At 56.0% G+C, this 18,169-nt stretch carries 15 protein-coding genes; 7 read left to right on the top strand and 8 right to left on the bottom strand.

Features of this window, described 5'->3' with window-relative positions:
* Nucleotides 1-346: 346 nt before the first annotated feature.
* Together GO007_RS18145 and mdtD are read left to right on the top strand one after the other, a co-directional pair.
* Nucleotides 347-1,048 (top strand): FadR/GntR family transcriptional regulator, encoded by a 702-nt coding sequence (locus GO007_RS18145; protein ID WP_095102314.1) that lies wholly within the window; start codon nt 347-349, stop codon nt 1,046-1,048.
* A 10-nt stretch (nt 1,049-1,058) separates the two neighbouring features.
* Nucleotides 1,059-2,462 (top strand): multidrug transporter subunit MdtD, encoded by a 1,404-nt coding sequence (mdtD, locus tag GO007_RS18150; RefSeq protein WP_095102316.1) that lies wholly within the window; start codon nt 1,059-1,061, stop codon nt 2,460-2,462.
* Here mdtD and rbsR read toward each other — a convergent pair.
* The 7 genes from rbsR to kup all read right to left on the bottom strand — a co-directional run bounded on the left by rbsR (nt 2,459) and on the right by kup (nt 10,368).
* Complete coding sequence (rbsR, locus tag GO007_RS18155; protein WP_189339897.1) at nt 2,459-3,442, bottom strand: ribose operon transcriptional repressor RbsR; 984 nt, start codon at nt 3,440-3,442, stop codon at nt 2,459-2,461. The genes mdtD and rbsR overlap by 4 nt on opposite strands.
* Nucleotides 3,443-3,454: 12 nt before the next feature.
* Entirely contained in the window at nt 3,455-4,387 is a 933-nt protein-coding gene (gene rbsK, locus GO007_RS18160) for a ribokinase (protein ID WP_189339892.1), read from the bottom strand.
* A 102-nt stretch (nt 4,388-4,489) separates the two neighbouring features.
* On the bottom strand, nt 4,490-5,380 hold the full coding sequence (gene rbsB / locus GO007_RS18165; protein ID WP_095102320.1) for a ribose ABC transporter substrate-binding protein RbsB: 891 nt from the start codon (nt 5,378-5,380) through the stop codon (nt 4,490-4,492).
* Nucleotides 5,381-5,407: 27 nt separating this feature from the next.
* Nucleotides 5,408-6,373 (bottom strand): ribose ABC transporter permease, encoded by a 966-nt coding sequence (rbsC, locus tag GO007_RS18170; RefSeq protein ID WP_095102322.1) that lies wholly within the window; start codon nt 6,371-6,373, stop codon nt 5,408-5,410.
* A gap of 5 nt (nt 6,374-6,378) precedes the next feature.
* Entirely contained in the window at nt 6,379-7,884 is a 1,506-nt protein-coding gene (gene rbsA, locus GO007_RS18175; protein ID WP_095102324.1) for a ribose ABC transporter ATP-binding protein RbsA, read from the bottom strand.
* 10 nt (nt 7,885-7,894) lie between these two features.
* Nucleotides 7,895-8,314, bottom strand: coding sequence for a D-ribose pyranase (rbsD, locus tag GO007_RS18180; protein ID WP_045853722.1), 420 nt, complete (start codon nt 8,312-8,314; stop codon nt 7,895-7,897).
* Between the two features lie 185 nt (nt 8,315-8,499).
* Nucleotides 8,500-10,368 carry a low affinity potassium transporter Kup gene (gene kup, locus GO007_RS18185; RefSeq protein ID WP_095102326.1) on the bottom strand — a complete coding sequence of 623 codons (1,869 nt, stop codon included), beginning with the start codon at nt 10,366-10,368 and terminating at the stop codon, nt 8,500-8,502.
* A gap of 338 nt (nt 10,369-10,706) precedes the next feature.
* Here kup and ravA point away from each other — a divergent pair, with 338 nt between their 5' ends.
* Both ravA and viaA read left to right on the top strand, forming a co-directional pair.
* Nucleotides 10,707-12,206 (top strand): ATPase RavA, encoded by a 1,500-nt coding sequence (gene ravA / locus GO007_RS18190; protein WP_095102328.1) that lies wholly within the window; start codon nt 10,707-10,709, stop codon nt 12,204-12,206.
* A complete protein-coding gene (viaA, locus tag GO007_RS18195) occupies nt 12,203-13,651 on the top strand; it encodes an ATPase RavA stimulator ViaA (RefSeq protein ID WP_095102330.1) in 1,449 nt (482 codons plus the stop codon). Before ravA ends, viaA begins: the two co-directional genes overlap by 4 nt.
* Before the next feature lie 8 nt (nt 13,652-13,659).
* Here the strand turns inward: viaA and asnA are convergent, their stop codons facing one another.
* Nucleotides 13,660-14,652, bottom strand: coding sequence for an aspartate--ammonia ligase (gene asnA / locus GO007_RS18200; RefSeq protein ID WP_095102332.1), 993 nt, complete (start codon nt 14,650-14,652; stop codon nt 13,660-13,662).
* 151 nt (nt 14,653-14,803) lie between these two features.
* On the opposite strand from asnA, the gene asnC reads away from it, so the two are divergent.
* The 3 genes from asnC to mnmG all read left to right on the top strand — a co-directional run bounded on the left by asnC (nt 14,804) and on the right by mnmG (nt 18,065).
* Nucleotides 14,804-15,262 carry a transcriptional regulator AsnC gene (gene asnC, locus GO007_RS18205; RefSeq protein ID WP_045853727.1) on the top strand — a complete coding sequence of 153 codons (459 nt, stop codon included), beginning with the start codon at nt 14,804-14,806 and terminating at the stop codon, nt 15,260-15,262.
* A gap of 91 nt (nt 15,263-15,353) precedes the next feature.
* The gene (gene mioC, locus GO007_RS18210; protein ID WP_095102334.1) at nt 15,354-15,794 is read left to right on the top strand and encodes an FMN-binding protein MioC; all 441 of its coding nucleotides are present in this window, start codon (nt 15,354-15,356) and stop codon (nt 15,792-15,794) included.
* Nucleotides 15,795-16,175: 381 nt separating this feature from the next.
* Entirely contained in the window at nt 16,176-18,065 is a 1,890-nt protein-coding gene (gene mnmG / locus GO007_RS18215) for a tRNA uridine-5-carboxymethylaminomethyl(34) synthesis enzyme MnmG (protein ID WP_095102336.1), read from the top strand.
* Nucleotides 18,066-18,169 lie beyond the last annotated feature (104 nt).

The raw sequence follows: 18,169 nt of genomic DNA on the forward strand, positions 1-18,169 counted from the left end.
ACAACGCGGCTTTCGCTCAGCGTTGCGAGGTCACGTATATTACGTTTTCCTCATTCAGAGTCAAGCGTTTATTTTGCTTTTCTCCGTCGGCTTTCGCGGCTGATATTCAGCGCTGAAGCCTGCTGACCCGGCGGCGTGCTGGCCGTTGTTCCGTGTCAGTGGAGGCGCATTATAGGGAGTTCTCTGACGTTGACAAGTCCTGTTTTCAAAAAACTTTTCAACCGTCTCTTTTTTCACCAAAACGGGCCAGGGAGTGGCAAAAAACCGGCGATTTGCCGTTTTAAACAACGAAACGCCCCACCAGGTGGCATACTGATAGAGTAAAAAAGAGAAAGGAACGGCATTTATGTCTTTAAGCGCACAGCAACTAGCGGCACAAAAAAACATCTCCTGGGTATTGGCGGAGAAACTGGCCCAAAAAATTCTGACCGGCGAATATCAGCCGGAAAGCATTCTCCCCGGTGAAATGGAGCTGGGCGAGCAATTCGGCGTGAGCCGAACGGCGGTACGAGAGGCGGTCAAGACGCTGACAGCGAAAGGTATGCTGTTGCCGCGCCCGCGCATCGGTACCCGGGTTATGCCACGCAGTAGCTGGAACTTTCTCGATAAAGAGCTGCTCTCCTGGTGGTTAACGGAAGATAACTTCGAAGAGGTGGTGACCCATTTCCTCGTCATGCGCAGCAGCCTCGAGCCGCAGGCCTGCTTCCTGGCCGCCACCCTGGGCAGCGCGGAGCAGAAAGCGCAGCTCAATAGCTTAATGGAAGAGATGGGCGAGCTGAAAAGGCGCTTCCAGCGTGAACGCTGGATTGAAGTCGATATGGCCTGGCATGAACACATCTATGAAATGAGCGGTAATCCCTTCCTTATCTCTTTCGCCTCGCTATTCCATTCGGTCTATCACACGTACTTCACTTCTATTACCCAGAATGAAGTGGTGAAGCTGGATCTCCATCAGGCAATTGTCGACGCGATTCTGAACAGCGACGGCCCGCAAGCGCTCAGCGCCTGCCAGGCTCTGCTGAGCGCACCAAACCATTCAGGTAAATAAAGGGCTCCGCATGACCGAGAAGAAAGGGCGTAGTATGGCCGGACTGCCGTGGATTGCGGCAATGGCCTTTTTTATGCAGGCGCTGGACGCCACCATTCTGAATACCGCCCTTCCGGCAATAGCCCATAGCCTCAACCGTTCGCCGCTGGCAATGCAATCCGCGATCATCAGCTATACGCTAACGGTGGCGATGCTCATTCCGGTCAGCGGGTGGCTAGCCGACCGCTTCGGCACGCGTAAAGTGTTTATTATTGCCGTTGGCCTGTTTACGCTCGGCTCCCTCGCCTGCGCGCTTTCCAGCTCCCTGATGGAGCTGGTCATCTTTCGCGTCATTCAGGGGATTGGCGGCGCGATGATGATGCCGGTCGCGCGGCTGGCATTATTGCGAGCCTATCCGCGCAGCGAGCTGCTGCCGGTGCTGAACTTCGTGACGATGCCGGGGCTGGTCGGCCCTATTCTTGGGCCCGTTCTCGGCGGCGTGCTGGTTACCTGGGCCAGCTGGCACTGGATTTTCCTGATCAATATTCCCATTGGCATTATTGGCATCCTTTACGCGCGTAAATGCATGCCGGATTTCACTACCCCACGCCGTCGCTTCGATACCAGCGGATTTTTGCTCTTTGGGTTGAGCCTGGTACTGTTTTCCAGCGGCATCGAACTGTTTGGCGAGAAAATCGTCGCCACCTGGATCGCGCTGACGATTATCGCCCTTAGCGTCCTTTTGCTGCTGGCCTATATCCGCCATGCCCGCCGCCATCCAACCCCGCTGATCTCGCTTTCTTTATTTAAGACTCGAACCTTTTCAGTGGGTATCGCCGGCAATCTGGCAACGCGTCTGGGTACGGGGTGCGTGCCGTTCCTGATGCCGCTGATGCTGCAGGTCGGTTTTGGCTATCCGGCGATTATCGCCGGCTGCATGATTGCGCCGACCGCCGTCGGCTCTATTATCGCAAAATCCACCGTCACGCAGATTCTACGCTGGCTCGGCTACCGGAAAACGCTGGTAGGGATAACGATATTTATCGGCCTGATGATCGCCCAGTTCTCGTTCCAGTCGCCCGCGATGCCCGTCTGGATGCTGCTGCTGCCGCTGCCGCTGTTTGTTCTGGGGATGGCGATGTCCACTCAGTTCACCTCAATGAACACCATTACGCTTGCCGATCTGACCGATGATAATGCCAGCAGCGGCAACAGCCTGCTGGCGGTCACTCAGCAGCTATCGATCAGCCTCGGGGTGGCGATTAGCGCTGCGGTACTGCGCTTTTATGAAGGGTTTGACAGCGCCAATACCGTGGAGCAGTTTCACTACACCTTTATTACGATGGGCGCGATCACCGTCGTGTCCGCGCTGGTGTTTATGCTGTTAAAGGCGAAGGATGGCCGTAACCTGATAAAGGAACGGCACAAACGTTAAGCTGAACCGCGAACGATAAGCTCGGGCGTGAGCTGCACGCGCTGCTGCTGCTGTCCGGGATCGGCCATCCGGTGGATCAGCACATCAATCGCCAGCTCACCCAGCTCATCCTTCGGCTGATGGATAGTCGTCAGCGGTGGCGTCATATAGCGGGCCAGCTCAATATCGTCATAGCCCACCAGCGCCATATCCTGCGGAATTCGCAGCCCGGCCTGATAGAGCGACTGATACGCCCCAAAGGCCATAGCGTCGTTGCCGACAAATACCGCCTGCGGGCGTTCCGATAAGGTCAGCAGCTCCTGCATCGCGCTGAATCCACCGCCAAATTCAAAGTCGCTGGTAATCACGTATCCCTCAGCCACTTCCAGCCCGGCGCGGGACATCGCGGCGTGATAGCCCTCCAGGCGCAGCCGCGACGGCGTTTTATCCAGCGGGCCGGCGATACAGGCAATCCGGGTATACCCCTGGTCTATCAGGTACTGGGTCGCCATATCGCCCCCCAGCAGCGAGTTATCCTGAATCAGATCGCTGTCGCCATCAAACGGCGCCCAGTCCATCATCACCGTTGGAACCGAAGGATAGCGCTGCATAATTTCTGGCGAAGGCTGATGCGTCTCGGTACAGAGCAGCAGTAAACCATCGACGCGCTTTTGCATTAGCGTTTCCAGATTACTGTTCATGCGCTGCTCATCACCTTCCGTATTGCACAGCACCAGGCTATAGCCGCGTTCAAAACAGCTACGCTCCACGCCGCGCACCAGCTCAGAATAAAACGGGTTGGTACTGGCAGTGATGAGCATACCGATGGTACGGGTTTGGTTTAACTTGAGGCTACGCGCCAAAGCGGACGGCGCGTAGTTAAGATTTTTGATCGCCGCGTCCACTTTGGCGGTAATCGCCTCGCTGACGAAACGATCTTTATTAATGACGTGGGAAACCGTCGAGGTGGAAACGCCCGCCTCGCGGGCCACATCCTTCATGGTAGCCAAGCGTTACCCCTGTTGACGTAAAAATTCGTCGATTTCTTTTCGCCACGGCACTGAAGGCTGAGCGCCTTTGCGGGTAACGGCAATGGCGGCGGCGGCATGGGCAAAGCGGATAGCTTCTGCCAGCCCGGTGCCCTCCAGTAAGGCGGTCACTAGGGCGCCGTTAAAGGTATCGCCCGCGGCAATGGTATCGATGGCCTGAACCTTAAAGCCCGGGACCCGGCGGCCTTCGCCATCGTGGCTCACCCAGACGCCGCGGCTACCCAGCGTAATAATAACGGTACCGATGCCTTTCTTATGGAGCGCGTTAGCCGCTTTGGCCGCATCGTCATCGTTTTCTACGCGAATACCGGTCAGCTTCTCCGCTTCCGTTTCGTTAGGCGTGATGATATCCACCAGCGCCAGCAGCTCATCCGACAACTCGCGCGCCGGCGCCGGATTCAGCACCACGCTTGTTTGATGCTGATGGGCGATTTTAGCCGCAGCCAGCACGCTCTCCAGCGGCGACTCCAGCTGCATCAGCAGCGCCTGGGCGTCGGCAATCCGCGCCTTCTCAGCCTCAACCTGGGCGACAGAAAGAGCGGCATTGGCGCCGGCATGAATGCCGATCACATTCTCACCTTCACCGTTAACAAAGATTAGCGCTACGCCGGTCGATTCATCTTTTACCGCGCGAACCGGCGCGATGTCGATGTTATCGCTCGCCAGCTGGCGGCGAACGCGCTCGCCGGTATCGTCATCGCCGGTACAGGCGATAAACGCAATATTTGCCCCGCTGCGCCCGGCGGCAACGGCCTGGTTGGCGCCTTTACCGCCGAAAGCCACCTGATAGTGGTTGCCGGTGACGGTTTCGCCCGGCGTCGGGAAAGATTTAAGGTTAAGAATGTGATCGGCATTGATGCTGCCAAGGACGACAAGTTTGCCTGCGGTTTTCATCATTTGAGTTCCCGGTAAAGCGCGCCACCGGACTCCGGTGGCGCATGCCCTGCTTTTCTTTTTTATGTTGTCCCTCGGACCGTTGCCGGTCCGAATCGCATATTACTACTGCTTAATGACCAGTTTCAGCTCAACCGGATAGCTGGCATCCACTTTTTCACCCTTCAGCACTTTATCGGCAGTCTCGACGCCTTTCACGCCGATCTGCTCAGGCAGCTGGGCGATTGTCGCAGCTAGTTTGCCACTATTTACCGCTTTTTCGCCATCCGGAGTGCCGTCAAATCCAACCACCATCACATCGGATTTCCCCGCTGTTTGTAAAGCACGCAGTGCGCCCAGCGCCATTTCGTCGTTCTGAGCAAATACCGCCTGCACGTCCGGATGCGCCGTCAGCAGGTTCTGCATGACGTTCAGGCCTTTGGTACGGTCAAAATCTGCCGGCTGGCTCGCCAGCACGTTAAATTTATGAGCCGCTACGGCCTGCTTAAAGCCTTCGCCACGCTCGCGCGCCGCGGATGTCCCTGCGATACCCTGCAGCTCAATAACCTTAGCGTTCTCACCCGCTTTCTTCGCAATATAGTCGCCGGCCATTTTACCGCCGAGCACGTTATCAGACGCAATATGGCTAATCACGTCGCCTTTCGCCGCCTGACGGTCAAGGGTAATAACCGGTATCTTCGCCTGATTAGCCATCTTCACGGCGTTACCTACCGCATCAGAGTCGGTCGGGTTGATCAGCAGCAGCTTAGCGCCGCGCACCGTCAAATCCTGCACGTTGGCCAGCTCTTTCGCCGGGTTATTTTGTGAATCCAGCACCACCAGGTTGTAGCCCAGCTTGTCGGCTTCTTTCTGGGCGCCATCTTTCAGGGAGACAAAGAACGGGTTGTTAAGGGTCGAGATAACCAGGGCAATGGTATCTTTCGCCATCGCGTTTGCGCTCACGGTCGCGCTTAAAGCAACAGCAGATACCAGGGTCGCCAGTTTTTTCATATTCATAGTTAAGATGTCCTGTAGAGTTCTTAGTTACTGCTTTTTGTTATCTACCAGCACCGCCAGCAAAATTACCACCGCTTTTACGATCATCTGGTAATAGGAAGAAACGCCTAATAGGTTCAAACCGTTATTCAGGAAGCCGAGGATCAGCGCGCCGATCAGGGTACCGACGATACGGCCCTTGCCGCCGGCCAGGCTGGTACCGCCCAGCACCACCGCCGCAATGGCATCCAGTTCATAGCCGGTCCCCGCCGTCGGCTGCGCGGAAGAGAGGCGCGCCACCTCGATAATTCCCGCCAGCGAAGCCAGCAGGCCGCACAGAGAATAGACGATGATTTTGACTTTATTCACGCTGATACCGGACAGACGCGTGGCCGCTTCGTTGCCGCCCAGCGCGTAGATATAGCGGCCCAGGCGCGTGTGGTGCAGCATGTACCAGGCAGCAAGGAAGACGATAGCCATAATCCACACTGGCGTTGGGATCCCCAGCGGGCGGCCGATACCAAACCAGCCAAACAGATCGGCATTATCCGTAAACCCGGTATTTACCGGGCTGCCGTTGGTGTAGACCATCGTCACGCCGCGCAGCAGCAGCATCATCACCAGAGTGGCGATAAAGGCCTGCACGCGCCCCTTAGCCACAATAACTCCGGTCACCGCACCGATGGCCGCACCCAGCGCCAGCGCTCCGGCAATCGCCACCAGCGCATTAACCTCAAGGCCGACAATCGACGCCGCTACCGCACCGGTCAGCGCCAGCAGGGAACCCACGGACAGGTCGATCCCCGAAGTGAGAATAACCAGCGTCATTCCCACCGCCATAATGGCGTTAACCGACGTCTGCTGCAGGATATTGAACAGGTTATTGACGGTAAAAAAGTTGGGGCTCATGGTCGAGACAATCGCTATCAGCACCAGCAGGGCAATCAGCGATTTTTGCTCCATCAGCCATGCCTTTGTGAAATAGCGGCGACCAGCAACAGCCTGGGTTGTCATCTTTTTTACTCCTGATTCACACGGTTAAGCTTGCCCACAGCGGCAGCCATCAATACTTCCTGGGTGGCCTGCTCGCGTGTAAATTCACCGCCGAGATGCCCTTCATGCATCACAATGATGCGATCGCTCATGCCTAACACTTCCGGCATCTCCGAAGAGACCAGAATGATGCTCAGACCATCGGCCTTAAACTGGTTAATCAGCTGGTAGATCTCTTTCTTCGCCCCAACGTCCACGCCGCGGGTAGGCTCATCAAGGATCAGGACCTTCGGGCGGGTCATCAGCCCGCGGGCGATGGCCACCTTCTGCTGGTTACCGCCGGAGAGCAGGCCGATCGCCTGCTCCATCGATGGCGTTTTGACATTGAACAGGCGGATGAAATCGCTCACCGCCTGCTGTTCATCTTTATGCTTCAGCCGGCCGCCGGCGCGGCTGAAATAGCGCAGCGCGGTCAACGACATGTTTTCCTTTACCGACATGCCGAGGACTAAGCCATCGCGCTTACGGTCTTCGGAGATATAAACGATGCCGTTTGCCAGGCCATCCTGCGGGGAGCGGGTGACTACCTCGTGTCCATCAAGGGTGACGGAACCGCTGCTGCGCGGCAGCGCGCCGTACAGGACCTTCATCAGCTCCGTGCGCCCGGCGCCCATCAGCCCGGCGACGCCCAGAATTTCCCCCTGACGCAGGGTGAAGGAGACATTTTCCACGCCCGGCCCGCACAGGTTATCGACCTTCAGGCGCACGGCGCCCGGCGCTTTATCCAGGCGCGGATACTGGTCTTCCAGCTTACGGCCGACCATCATCTCGATCAGCTGGTCTTCATCCAGGCTCGCCACCTCGCGCTCGGCGATAAACTGCCCGTCGCGAAAGACGGTAACGTCGTCGCAAATCTCGAAGATCTCTTTCATACGGTGGGAGATATAGACAATCCCGCGCCCCTGAGATTTCAGCTCGCGGATGACGCGGAACAGGGAGGCCGTTTCGGTGTCGGTCAGGGCGTCCGTCGGCTCATCCATGATGATGACCTTCGACTCAAAGCTCAGTACCTTGGCAATTTCAACCATCTGCTGGTCGCCGATCGACAGATCGCCCACCAGCTTTTGGCTGTTAAAACGTAAATTCAGCTTCGCCAGCAGCTTGTCCGCTTCGGCATACATCGTTTTCCAGTCGATTTTGCCAAACCGGTTCACGAACTCACGGCCGAGGAAAATATTCTCCGCGATCGTCAGCTGGGGGATCAGGTTAAGTTCCTGGTGAATAATGCCGATCCCGGCTTCCTGAGAGGATTTCGGTCCGTTGAAGGTGGTCTCTTTTCCTAACCACGTTAAGGAGCCGGCGTCGCGGGCGTAGATCCCGGTCAGCACCTTCATCATGGTGGACTTACCGGCACCGTTTTCTCCTACCAGCGCCATCACCCGGCCGGCATAGACGTTGAGCGCGGCGCCGGAGAGCGCTTTGACGCCTGGGAACGCTTTATCGATCCCTTTTAATTGCAATAAGGCTTCCATATCGGCGACCTCAGAACGTCACGCCGGCACAGAGAATGACGTTCGCAAACGGGGAACACTCCCCGCTGCGAATCACCGCCTGACTATCCGCGGTTTGTTTTTTAAACTGCTCATGACTGGTGTAACGAATTTCAATGGTGTTTCCCTGGTATTGCTGCAGCAGCTCAAGGTGAGTGAGCAACGTCGCATGGAGCTGCGGATTATGAGTTTTAATCTCTTCCGCAAGGATCGCCGCCTCAACCTGCATTTCCGCCGTTACCACCTCCAGAACCTGCATAAAGGAGGGAACGCCTTGGGTTAACGCCATATCAATACGCGCGCTGCTGCGGGGAACCGGCAATCCGGCATCGCAGACCACCAGCGTATCGGTATGACCCAGGCGGGAGATAACCGAGGAAATATCAGCGTTAAGTACGGTGCCTTTTTTCATTTTTCTCTTCTGCTCCATTAGCGAAACGTTTCGCTGAAGAAATTATTGTCAAAATGCGCGCAGAAAACCATCTTCAGAAGAGAGAAATGTGATCGCCATCGAAACGTTTCGCAAGCGGGAGAAGAGAAAAGTGAGCGGAGCCAAATAACCGTGAAAAGCCCTTCGCAAGGAAGGGCTTCGGAATATCAAATTTCGACCTGAGTACCCAGTTCAATGACCCGGTTAGGCGGGATCTCAAACTGATCCGGCGCCCGCAGGGCGTTGCGCTGCAGCAGGAGATACAGCTTGCCGCGCAGCCGCAGATACCACGGCCGTTTGCCGATAATCAGCGATTCATGCGACATAAAGAACGAGGTTTCCATCATCCGACAGCTCAGCCCTTCCAGCCCGCAGCGGTGGAAAACTTCTTCCACATTCGGCGTTTCGCGCCAGCCGTAGCTCGCCACCACGCGCCAGAACGACGGTGAGATTTGCTCGATCTGCACCCGGCGAACGTTATGCACATAAGGCGCATCTTCGGTACGCAGCGTCAGCAGGATCACCCGCTCATGCAGCACCTTGTTGTGCTTGAGGTTGTGCAGCAGGGCAAACGGGATGACGTTCAGGGCGCGGGACATATAGACCGCAGTACCCGGAACGCGAACCGGCGGCGATTTCTCCAGCGAAGAGATCATCGCTTCCAGCGAGTTGCCGTGTTCATGCATCCGGCGCAGCAGGCGGAAACGCTCGCTCTTCCAGGTGGTCATCACGGTGAACATCACCAGGCCGAGGGTCAGCGGCAGCCAGCCGCCGGAGACGATCTTATCCAGGTTGGCCGAGAACAGCGGCAGGTCGATGCACATAAAGGCAATAAACAGCAGCGCCACGAGAAATTTATTCCAGTGCCAGTTTTGACGCGCCACGGTGGTGAACAGGATAGTGGTCAGCACCATGGTTCCCGTCACCGCAATACCGTACGCCGCCGCCAGGTTGGAGGAGTGCTCGAAGCTGATAATCACAATGACCACCGAAACGTACAGCAGCCAGTTGATGAACGGGATATAAATCTGCCCGGATTCCATTTCGGAGGTATGGATGATGCGCATTGGCGACAGATACCCCAGGCGCACCGCCTGGCGGGTCAACGAGAAGACCCCGGAAATAACCGCCTGGGAGGCAATCACCGTCGCCAGAGCGGCGATAATCAGCATCGGGATCAGCGCCCATTCAGGAGCCAGCAGGAAGAACGGGTTTTTAATCGCCTCAGGATGTTTGAGCAGCAGAGCCCCCTGGCCGAAGTAGTTCAGCACCAGCGAAGGCAGCACCACGGAGAACCAGGCCAGGCGAATAGGTAATTTGCCGAAGTGTCCCATATCGGCATACAGCGCCTCAACGCCGGTAATGGACAGCACTACCGCCCCGAGAGCGACAAAAGAGACGGTTTTATATTCGAGGAAGAAGTGCACCGCCCAGTACGGGTTCAGCGCCTGCAACACTTCCGGATTCGCAATGATGCTGCGCGCGCCAAGCACCGCCAGCAGCAGGAACCAAATCAGCATAATCGGCGCAAACAGCTTACCCACCATACTGGTGCCGTGCTTCTGGATAGCAAACAGCAGCGTCAGCACAATGATGGATATAGGGACAACCCAGGTATCCAGATTGGGCGCGATAATTTCCAGCCCCTCAATCGCCGACATCACCGAAATCGCCGGGGTGATGACCACCTCGCCATAGAAGAAGCTACCGCCAATCAGCCCGAGGATAACCAGCACCGACGTCATTCGCGCGGACGTATTGCGCCCCGCCAGCGACATCAGCGTCAGGATCCCCCCCTCGCCGGCGTTATCCGCCCGCATAACGAAGGTAATATATTTGAGTGATACGGTAAAAATTAACAGCCAGAAAATTAGCGAAAGAAAGCCAAAAACAGCATCACGTTCAACGCCAAACCCAAACTGACCTGACAGACATTCACGCAGTGTATACAGCGGGCTGGTACCAATATCGCCGTACACCACGCCGATTGCCGCCAGCGTTACTGCCGGAAGCGATTGCTTATTATCAGAGCTCATAGACTAGTCTTTTCGTTTATACATATCATTTTTCAAGCTGCTTCTGCGCTGCTGGCGTCCAGAAATCCCGGTCACATAGCCGTGCGCCAGGGGATTTCATCCCTTGCTGCCTTGCCGCATCTTGAATGTTTTTGTGTATATAAAACAAATGTGTTCCCGGTCCTCAGGCTCACAAAAAGCGCACAGTATGCACGATTATTTGCTGAATCGTACCCCTAACAGACACCATATTAACCTGGCTCAAAGAAAATAAATCGAATCTTCAGGCTATTACCACACCTAATCAAACATCTATACTCGACTCAATAACGACACATGAAAAAGCACGCAACTCAATTATGGCTCAATCACATTTACTGGCAGAAAGAATTTCCCGGCTAAGCGCGGCGCTGGAAAAAGGTTTGTTTGAACGCAGTCACGCGATACGACTCTGTCTGCTGGCCGCGCTCAGCGGCGAGAGCGTTTTTTTGCTGGGTCCGCCGGGCATCGCCAAGAGTCTGATCGCCCGCCGTCTCAAATTCGCCTTCCAGCAGGCTCGCGCCTTTGAATACCTGATGACCCGCTTCTCTACCCCGGAAGAGGTTTTTGGTCCGCTGTCGATCCAGGCCCTGAAGGATGAAGGCCGTTACGAGCGCTTAACCGCAGGCTACCTGCCGGAAGCGGAGATCGTCTTCCTCGATGAGATCTGGAAAGCTGGCCCGGCAATCCTTAATACCCTGCTGACAGCCATAAACGAACGCCATTTCCGCAACGGCGCCAGCGAAGTGAAAATCCCGATGCGCCTGCTGGTGGCGGCGTCCAACGAGCTCCCGGAAGCGGATAGCAGCCTGGAAGCGCTGTATGACCGAATGCTGATCCGCCTGTGGCTCGACAAGGTACAGGATAAAACCAACTTCCGCTCCATGCTGCTCAGCCAGCAGGATGAAAACAGCAATCCCGTCCCGACATCCCTGCAGATTAGTAGCGAAGAGTTTACGCAATGGCAGCAGGATATCAGCGGCGTGAAGCTGACGGATAGCGTATTCGAACTGATCTATCAGCTGCGCCAGCAGCTGGAGACGCAGCCCAAAGCGCCCTATGTTTCGGACCGCCGCTGGAAAAAGGCCATTCGCCTGCTGCAGGCCAGCGCCTTCTTCAGCGGCCGCGATACCATCGCGCCCATCGACCTGATCCTGCTGAAAGACTGCCTGTGGCACGACATCGAAAGCATGAACCTGATGGCGCAGCTGCTGGAAACCCTGATGACCAACCACGCATGGCAGCAGCAGACGATGCTGACGCGCCTCGGGGCGATTACCCAAAGGCGTATTCAGATCCAGCAGCAGCACAGCGACAAAACCGCGCTGAAGGTCACGCGTCTCGGCGGTATGTTCAGCCGAAAAGCGCATTATGAACTTCCCGCCGACGTAGAAGGAACGACGCTCCTTCTGCTGCTGCAGCAGCCGCTCAAGCTGCACGATATGGAGGTTATCCATATTACGTTTACCCGTGAGGAGCTCTCCCACTGGCTGGAGAAGGGCGGCGAGATCCGCGGCAAACTCAACGGCATTGGTTTTGCCCAGCCGTTAAATATGGATGTCGATACCAGCCAGCATCTGGTGGTTCGCGACGTCAGCCTGCAGGGCTCGCGCCTGGCCCTTCCCGGCAGCGAATCGCAGGAAAATATGCCAGCGGAAATCAGGCAGCAGCTGGAAGCCCTCGATGACGAGTGGCATCAGCAGCACAACCGTTTCAGCGAACAGCAAAAATGTCTGTTTATTCCCGGTGACTGGCTGGGACGTATTGAAGCCAGCCTGCAGGACGTCGGGGCGCAGATCAAACAGGCCCGTCAGCCATGACGCTGGATATGCTGAATGTCATGCTGGCAGTCAGCGAAGAGGGGATGATCGAAGAGATGCTGCTGGCGCTGCTGGCCTCCCCGCAGCTTGCCGTTTTCTTTGAAAAATTCCCGCGGCTGAAGAACATTATCGCCGCCGATATCCCGCGCTGGCGCGAAGCCGTCAGAGCCAGGCTAAAAGAGACGCATATCCCGCCCGAGCTCGATGCTGAAGTGCAGAATTATCAGCAGTCTCAGCTTCTTTCGACTTCGCAGTTTATCGTTCAGCTGCCGCAAATTCTTACGCAGCTGCACAAGCTCGAGTCCCCTTTTGCCGCCCAGGCCCAGCAGCTGGCGGATGATAACCCGCTCTTTACGCCCGCGTTGCACACCCTGTTCCTGCAGCGCTGGCGCCTGAGCCTGGTGGTGCAGGCCACCACCCTCAACCAGCAGCTGCTGGATGAAGAACGCGATCGGCTGCTCAGCACGATGCAGGAGCGGATGACCCTCAGCGGCCAGCTCGATCCGGTGCTGGTGGAAAACGATAACTCCGCAGGACGCCTGTGGGATATGAGCGCAGGCGAGCTGAAGCGCGGCGATTATCAGCTGATCGTTCGCTATGGCGATTTTCTTACGCAGCAGCCGGAGCTGATACAGCTGGCTGAACAGCTAGGGCGATCGCGGGAAGCAAAATCGGTTCCGAAAAAGGATGCGCCGATGGAGGCCTTTCGCAGCCTCGTTCGTGAACCGGCAACGGTACCGGAACAGGTTGATGGCCTGCAGCAAAGCGATGATATTCTGCGCCTTCTTCCGCCGGAGCTGGCCACCCTCGGGATCACCGAACTGGAGTTCGAGTTCTACCGCAAGCTGGTGGAAAAACAGCTGCTGACCTACCGGCTGCACGGCGACGCATGGCGGGAAAAAATTACCGAACGACCGGTTACCCGGCAGGATTTTGACGAACAGCCGCGCGGGCCATTTATTGTCTGCGTCGATACTTCAGGCTCAATGGGCGGTTTTAACGAACAGTGCGCCAAGGCGTTTTGCCTGGCGTTAATGCGGATCGCCCTGGCGGACAACCGGCGCTGCTTTATTATGCTGTTTTCCAGCGAAGTGGTGCATTACGAGCTCACCGGTCCACAGGGGCTGGAGCAGGCAATTCGTTTCCTCAGCCAGCGCTTTCGCGGCGGTACCGATCTGGCCAGCTGTTTTCGGGCCATTATTGAGCGCATGCAAAACCCGCAGTGGGTGGATGCCGATGCGGTGGTCATTTCTGATTTTATCGCCCAGCGCCTGCCGGATGAGGTGATCAATAAGGTGGGAGAACTTCAGCGCAGTCACCAGCATCGCTTTCACGCGGTGGCGATGTCGGTGCATGGCAAACCCGGGATCATGCGCATCTTCGATCATATCTGGCGCTTTGATACCGGGCTGCGCAGCCGCCTGCTGAGACGCTGGCGGCGTTAAAGAGCGGATTAAAGAAGGGAAGCGACGCTTTCACGGACCTGGGCAGGCCATACGCCACACTGGACCTGTCCGATGTGATCGAGCTGCAGCAGCAGCATCGTCAAACGCGACTGACCAATACCGCCGCCGATGGTCTGCGGCATTTCGCCGCGCAGCAGCGCCTGGTGCCACTCCAGCTTCAGGCGATCCTCATCACCGGTGATCGCCAGCTGACGCTTCAGGGCGTCGGCATCAACGCGGATGCCCATAGAAGAAAGCTCGAAAGCATCTTGCAGAACCGGGTTCCACACCAGAATATCGCCGTTCAGGCCGGCAAAGCCTTCGGCAACCTCGGTGCTCCAGTCATCATAATCCGGCGCACGAACGTCGTGGCGTTGACCATCGGTGAGCTTGCCGCCAATCCCGATGAGGAATACGGCGCCCAGCTCTTTGGCGATCGCCCGCTCGCGTCCTTTAGCGTCGAGATCCGGGTAACGACTGAGCAGCTCCTGGCTATGAACAAACTGGATCTGCTCCGGCAGGAACGGCGTCAGGCCAAACTCTTTGCTGACGGCCGCTTCGGTCGCTTTGATCCCGGCATAGATGGCTTCTACGGTGGATTTCAGCGTCCCGTCGTGGCGTTCGTCGTCGCCCATCACGCGCTCCCAGTCCCACTGGTCAACGTAAACAGAATGAATGGCGGTCAGCCGGTCTTCATCGGGGCGAAGAGCCTTCATGTGCGTGTACAGCCCTTCTCCCGCACTGAAGTCGTGTTGTCCCAGCGTTTGACGCTTCCATTTAGCCAGGGAATGAACGACTTCAAACTGGGCATCCGGCAGCGTTTTCACTTTTACCTGAACCGCCTTCTCGCAACCAGACAGGTTGTCCTGAGTCCCGTCTCCTACGCGGCTTAAAATGGGAGCCTGGACTTCGATCAGGCCCAGTTTATCTTCCAGCTGGCGGGAAAAGTGAGACTTAACGAAGCTGATCTGGCGTTGTTTTGCGATATATGCGGTTTTCATTTTTATGACTCCTGCGTCCTGTTGCTATTGATTAAGCAACAAAACAGGCCGTCAATTCAATAATCAAACAACAAAAAGGCTCATACACTTTTGATTCATTAAAATATAAAGCTAATATAGAAAGAATCTTCAAACATCATAAGAAAAACCTATGGAAAATTATCAGATCGACAATCTGGACCGCGGCATCCTTGAAGCGTTAATGGCCAATGCGCGCACCGCCTACGCCGAACTGGCCAAACAGTTTGGCGTCAGCCCGGGGACTATCCACGTGCGCGTGGAGAAGATGAAGCAGGCAGGCATCATTACCGGCGCGCGAATCGACGTGAATCCGAAGCAGCTCGGCTATGACGTGTGCTGCTTTATCGGCATTATTCTGAAAAGCGCCAAAGACTACCCTTCCGCGCTGGCCAGGCTGGAGAGCCTGGATGAGGTCACCGAGGCCTACTACACCACCGGCCACTACAGCATCTTTATTAAGGTAATGTGCCGCTCGATCGATGCTCTCCAGCAGGTACTTATCAACAAGATCCAAACAATCGATGAAATTCAGTCCACCGAGACGCTGATCTCCCTGCAAAACCCGATTATGCGCACCATCCGCCCGTAATCGGGCTTTTTTAATCCCACATTTTCCACAGGTAGATCCCAGCTCACACACAGCGTACAATGTGCCACACTGAATAAATGAGCGGACGATCATGGCAGACATTACTCTTATCAGCGGCAGCACCTTAGGCAGTGCGGAATATGTAGCAGAGCATCTGGCGGAAAAGCTGGAAGAAGCGGGTTACAGCAGCGAAATCCAGCATGGCCCACTGATTGAGGATCTGCCGACGGACGGGATCTGGCTGGTTATCTCCTCAACTCACGGTGCCGGCGATATTCCTGACAACCTGGTGCCTTTCTATGAGGCTCTGCAGGAGAAGGAAGCGGACCTTTCGGGCATACGCTTTGGCTTAATCGGGATCGGCAGCCGCGAATATGACACTTTCTGTGGCGCAATCGACAAGATTGACGATGCATTAAGGGCATGCGGGGCAAAACAGATCGGCGAAACGCTGAAGATTAACGTCCTCGATCATGAGATTCCGGAAGATCCGGCGGAAATTTGGCTGGGATCCTGGAAAAATTTGCTCTGATTTTTGTAAAGATCGTTCGATTATCTGTGGATAACTATGCTTAAAACCATTGATCAACCGGTAGTTATCCAAAGCATAACCGTTGACTGCTTTTTGAGCTGTGCATAACCCTTCATTTTGATCCCAGCTTATACGGAACAGGATCACCGATCATTCACAGAAAGTGATCCTCCTTAACCGATTGATCTTAAAACGCGGATCCGGCTTATCCACAGAAAGGTCCGATCCTAATAAGAGATCACAATAAAACAGATCTCTAAATAAAAGATCTTCTTTTAAATACTCAAGATCCCGGAGCTTTCTCGGAAGTCGAAAGTTGAGTAGAATCCACGGCCCGGGCTTCAATCCATTTTCAAACCGCTTTATGCGAGGCATACCACCATGTTTTATCAGGATCCTTTTGACGTCATCATCATTGGCGGGGGTCATGCAGGCACTGAGGCCGCAATGGCCGCAGCGCGAATGGGTCAGCAGACCCTGCTTTTGACACACAATATCGACACGTTGGGGCAGATGAGCTGCAACCCGGCGATTGGCGGCATTGGGAAAGGACACCTGGTAAAAGAAGTGGATGCTCTTGGCGGCCTGATGGCGAAAGCGATCGACCATGCGGGCATTCAGTTTAGGATACTAAACGCAAGCAAAGGCCCGGCGGTACGCGCCACTCGTGCTCAGGCAGACCGCGTGCTCTACCGCCAGGCGGTACGTACGGCGCTGGAAAACCAGCCCAACCTGATGATCTTCCAGCAGGCGGTTGAGGATCTGATTGTCGAAAACGATCGCGTTGTCGGCGCAGTGACCCAGATGGGGCTGAAGTTTCGCGCCAAAGCGGTTGTCCTGACCGTCGGAACCTTCCTCGACGGCAAGATCCACATCGGGCTGGATAACTACAGCGGCGGTCGTGCAGGCGATCCGCCGGCTATCTCGCTTTCCCGCCGCTTACGTGAACTGCCGCTGCGCGTCAGCCGTTTGAAAACCGGTACTCCGCCGCGTATTGACGCGCGCACCATCGATTTCAGCGTACTGGCACAGCAGCACGGCGATGACCCGATGCCGGTGTTCTCGTTCATGGGATCTGCGGATCAGCATCCGCGCCAGGTTCCGTGTTACATCACCCACACCAACGAGAAAACGCACGACGTCATCCGCAATAACCTCGATCGCAGCCCGATGTACGCCGGGGTGATTGAGGGGATCGGTCCGCGCTACTGCCCGTCGATCGAAGATAAAGTGATGCGCTTTGCCGATCGCAACCAGCACCAGATCTTCCTCGAGCCGGAAGGGCTGACCTCTAACGAAATTTATCCGAACGGTATCTCCACCAGCCTGCCGTTCGATGTGCAGATGCAGATTGTTCGCTCAATGCAGGGTATGGAGAACGCCAAAATCGTTCGCCCGGGCTACGCTATTGAGTATGATTTCTTCGATCCGCGCGACCTGAAACCGACGCTGGAAAGCAAATATATTCAGGGTCTGTTTTTTGCCGGCCAGATTAACGGCACCACCGGCTACGAAGAAGCCGCTGCCCAGGGCCTGCTTGCCGGTCTGAACGCCGGTCGCTTCTCCGCAGAAAAAGAGGGCTGGGCGCCGGGTCGTTCTCAGGCCTACCTTGGCGTGCTGGTGGACGATCTGTGCACGCTCGGTACCAAAGAACCGTACCGCATGTTCACGTCCCGCGCTGAGTACCGCCTGATGCTGCGCGAAGATAACGCCGATCTGCGACTGACCGAACAGGGCCGCGAGCTGGGTCTGGTCGATGATGAACGCTGGGCGCGCTTCAATCAGAAGCTGGAAAGCATTGAACTTGAACGTCAGCGGCTGAAATCGAGCTGGGTGAACCCGCAGGCCGAAAGCGCTGAAGAAGTGAACGCTCACCTCACCGCGCCGCTCTCACGCGAAGCCAGCGGCGAGGATCTGCTTCGTCGTCCGGAAATGACCTATCAACAGCTGGTGCAGCTGTCGCCTTTCGCTCCGGGTCTGCAGGATGCGCAGGCGGCTGAACAGGTTGAGATCCAGGTGAAGTATGAAGGCTATATCGCTCGCCAGCAGGATGAGATCGAAAGACAGCAGCGCAATGAGAATACCCTGCTGCCTGCTACGCTTGATTACCGCCAGGTCATTGGGCTCTCCAATGAGGTGATTGCCAAGCTGAACGATCACAAGCCGTCTTCAATCGGCCAGGCATCGCGCATTTCGGGGATCACCCCGGCGGCAATCTCCATTTTGCTGGTCTGGTTGAAAAAGCAGGGGATGCTGCGCCGCAGCGCCTGATCCTCAGGCAGGTTTTTTGGCGGATAGCTTCCCGTTCTCCGCCTTGTTGTTCATCAGCCCGGTAAGCGTTTTCGCCTCCGGGCTCATTATTTTTAGACAGGTAC

Origin of the sequence: Klebsiella sp. 10-1 (assembly GCF_009758445.1) — a bacterium.
Lineage (GTDB): Bacteria > Pseudomonadota > Gammaproteobacteria > Enterobacterales > Enterobacteriaceae > Klebsiella > Klebsiella scottii.

What these genes read in the sequence shown, in the direction of transcription:
- GO007_RS18145 (WP_095102314.1), top strand. Translation starts at nt 347, where the DNA reads ATGTCTTTAAGCGCACAGCAACTAGCGGCACAAAAAAACATCTCCTGG.
- mdtD (WP_095102316.1), top strand. Translation starts at nt 1,059, where the DNA reads ATGACCGAGAAGAAAGGGCGTAGTATGGCCGGACTGCCGTGGATTGCG.
- rbsR (WP_189339897.1), bottom strand. Translation starts at nt 3,442, where the DNA reads ATGAAGGATGTGGCCCGCGAGGCGGGCGTTTCCACCTCGACGGTTTCC.
- rbsK (WP_189339892.1), bottom strand. Translation starts at nt 4,387, where the DNA reads ATGATGAAAACCGCAGGCAAACTTGTCGTCCTTGGCAGCATCAATGCC.
- rbsB (WP_095102320.1), bottom strand. Translation starts at nt 5,380, where the DNA reads ATGAATATGAAAAAACTGGCGACCCTGGTATCTGCTGTTGCTTTAAGC.
- rbsC (WP_095102322.1), bottom strand. Translation starts at nt 6,373, where the DNA reads ATGACAACCCAGGCTGTTGCTGGTCGCCGCTATTTCACAAAGGCATGG.
- rbsA (WP_095102324.1), bottom strand. Translation starts at nt 7,884, where the DNA reads ATGGAAGCCTTATTGCAATTAAAAGGGATCGATAAAGCGTTCCCAGGC.
- rbsD (WP_045853722.1), bottom strand. Translation starts at nt 8,314, where the DNA reads ATGAAAAAAGGCACCGTACTTAACGCTGATATTTCCTCGGTTATCTCC.
- kup (WP_095102326.1), bottom strand. Translation starts at nt 10,368, where the DNA reads ATGAGCTCTGATAATAAGCAATCGCTTCCGGCAGTAACGCTGGCGGCA.
- ravA (WP_095102328.1), top strand. Translation starts at nt 10,707, where the DNA reads ATGGCTCAATCACATTTACTGGCAGAAAGAATTTCCCGGCTAAGCGCG.
- viaA (WP_095102330.1), top strand. Translation starts at nt 12,203, where the DNA reads ATGACGCTGGATATGCTGAATGTCATGCTGGCAGTCAGCGAAGAGGGG.
- asnA (WP_095102332.1), bottom strand. Translation starts at nt 14,652, where the DNA reads ATGAAAACCGCATATATCGCAAAACAACGCCAGATCAGCTTCGTTAAG.
- asnC (WP_045853727.1), top strand. Translation starts at nt 14,804, where the DNA reads ATGGAAAATTATCAGATCGACAATCTGGACCGCGGCATCCTTGAAGCG.
- mioC (WP_095102334.1), top strand. Translation starts at nt 15,354, where the DNA reads ATGGCAGACATTACTCTTATCAGCGGCAGCACCTTAGGCAGTGCGGAA.
- mnmG (WP_095102336.1), top strand. Translation starts at nt 16,176, where the DNA reads ATGTTTTATCAGGATCCTTTTGACGTCATCATCATTGGCGGGGGTCAT.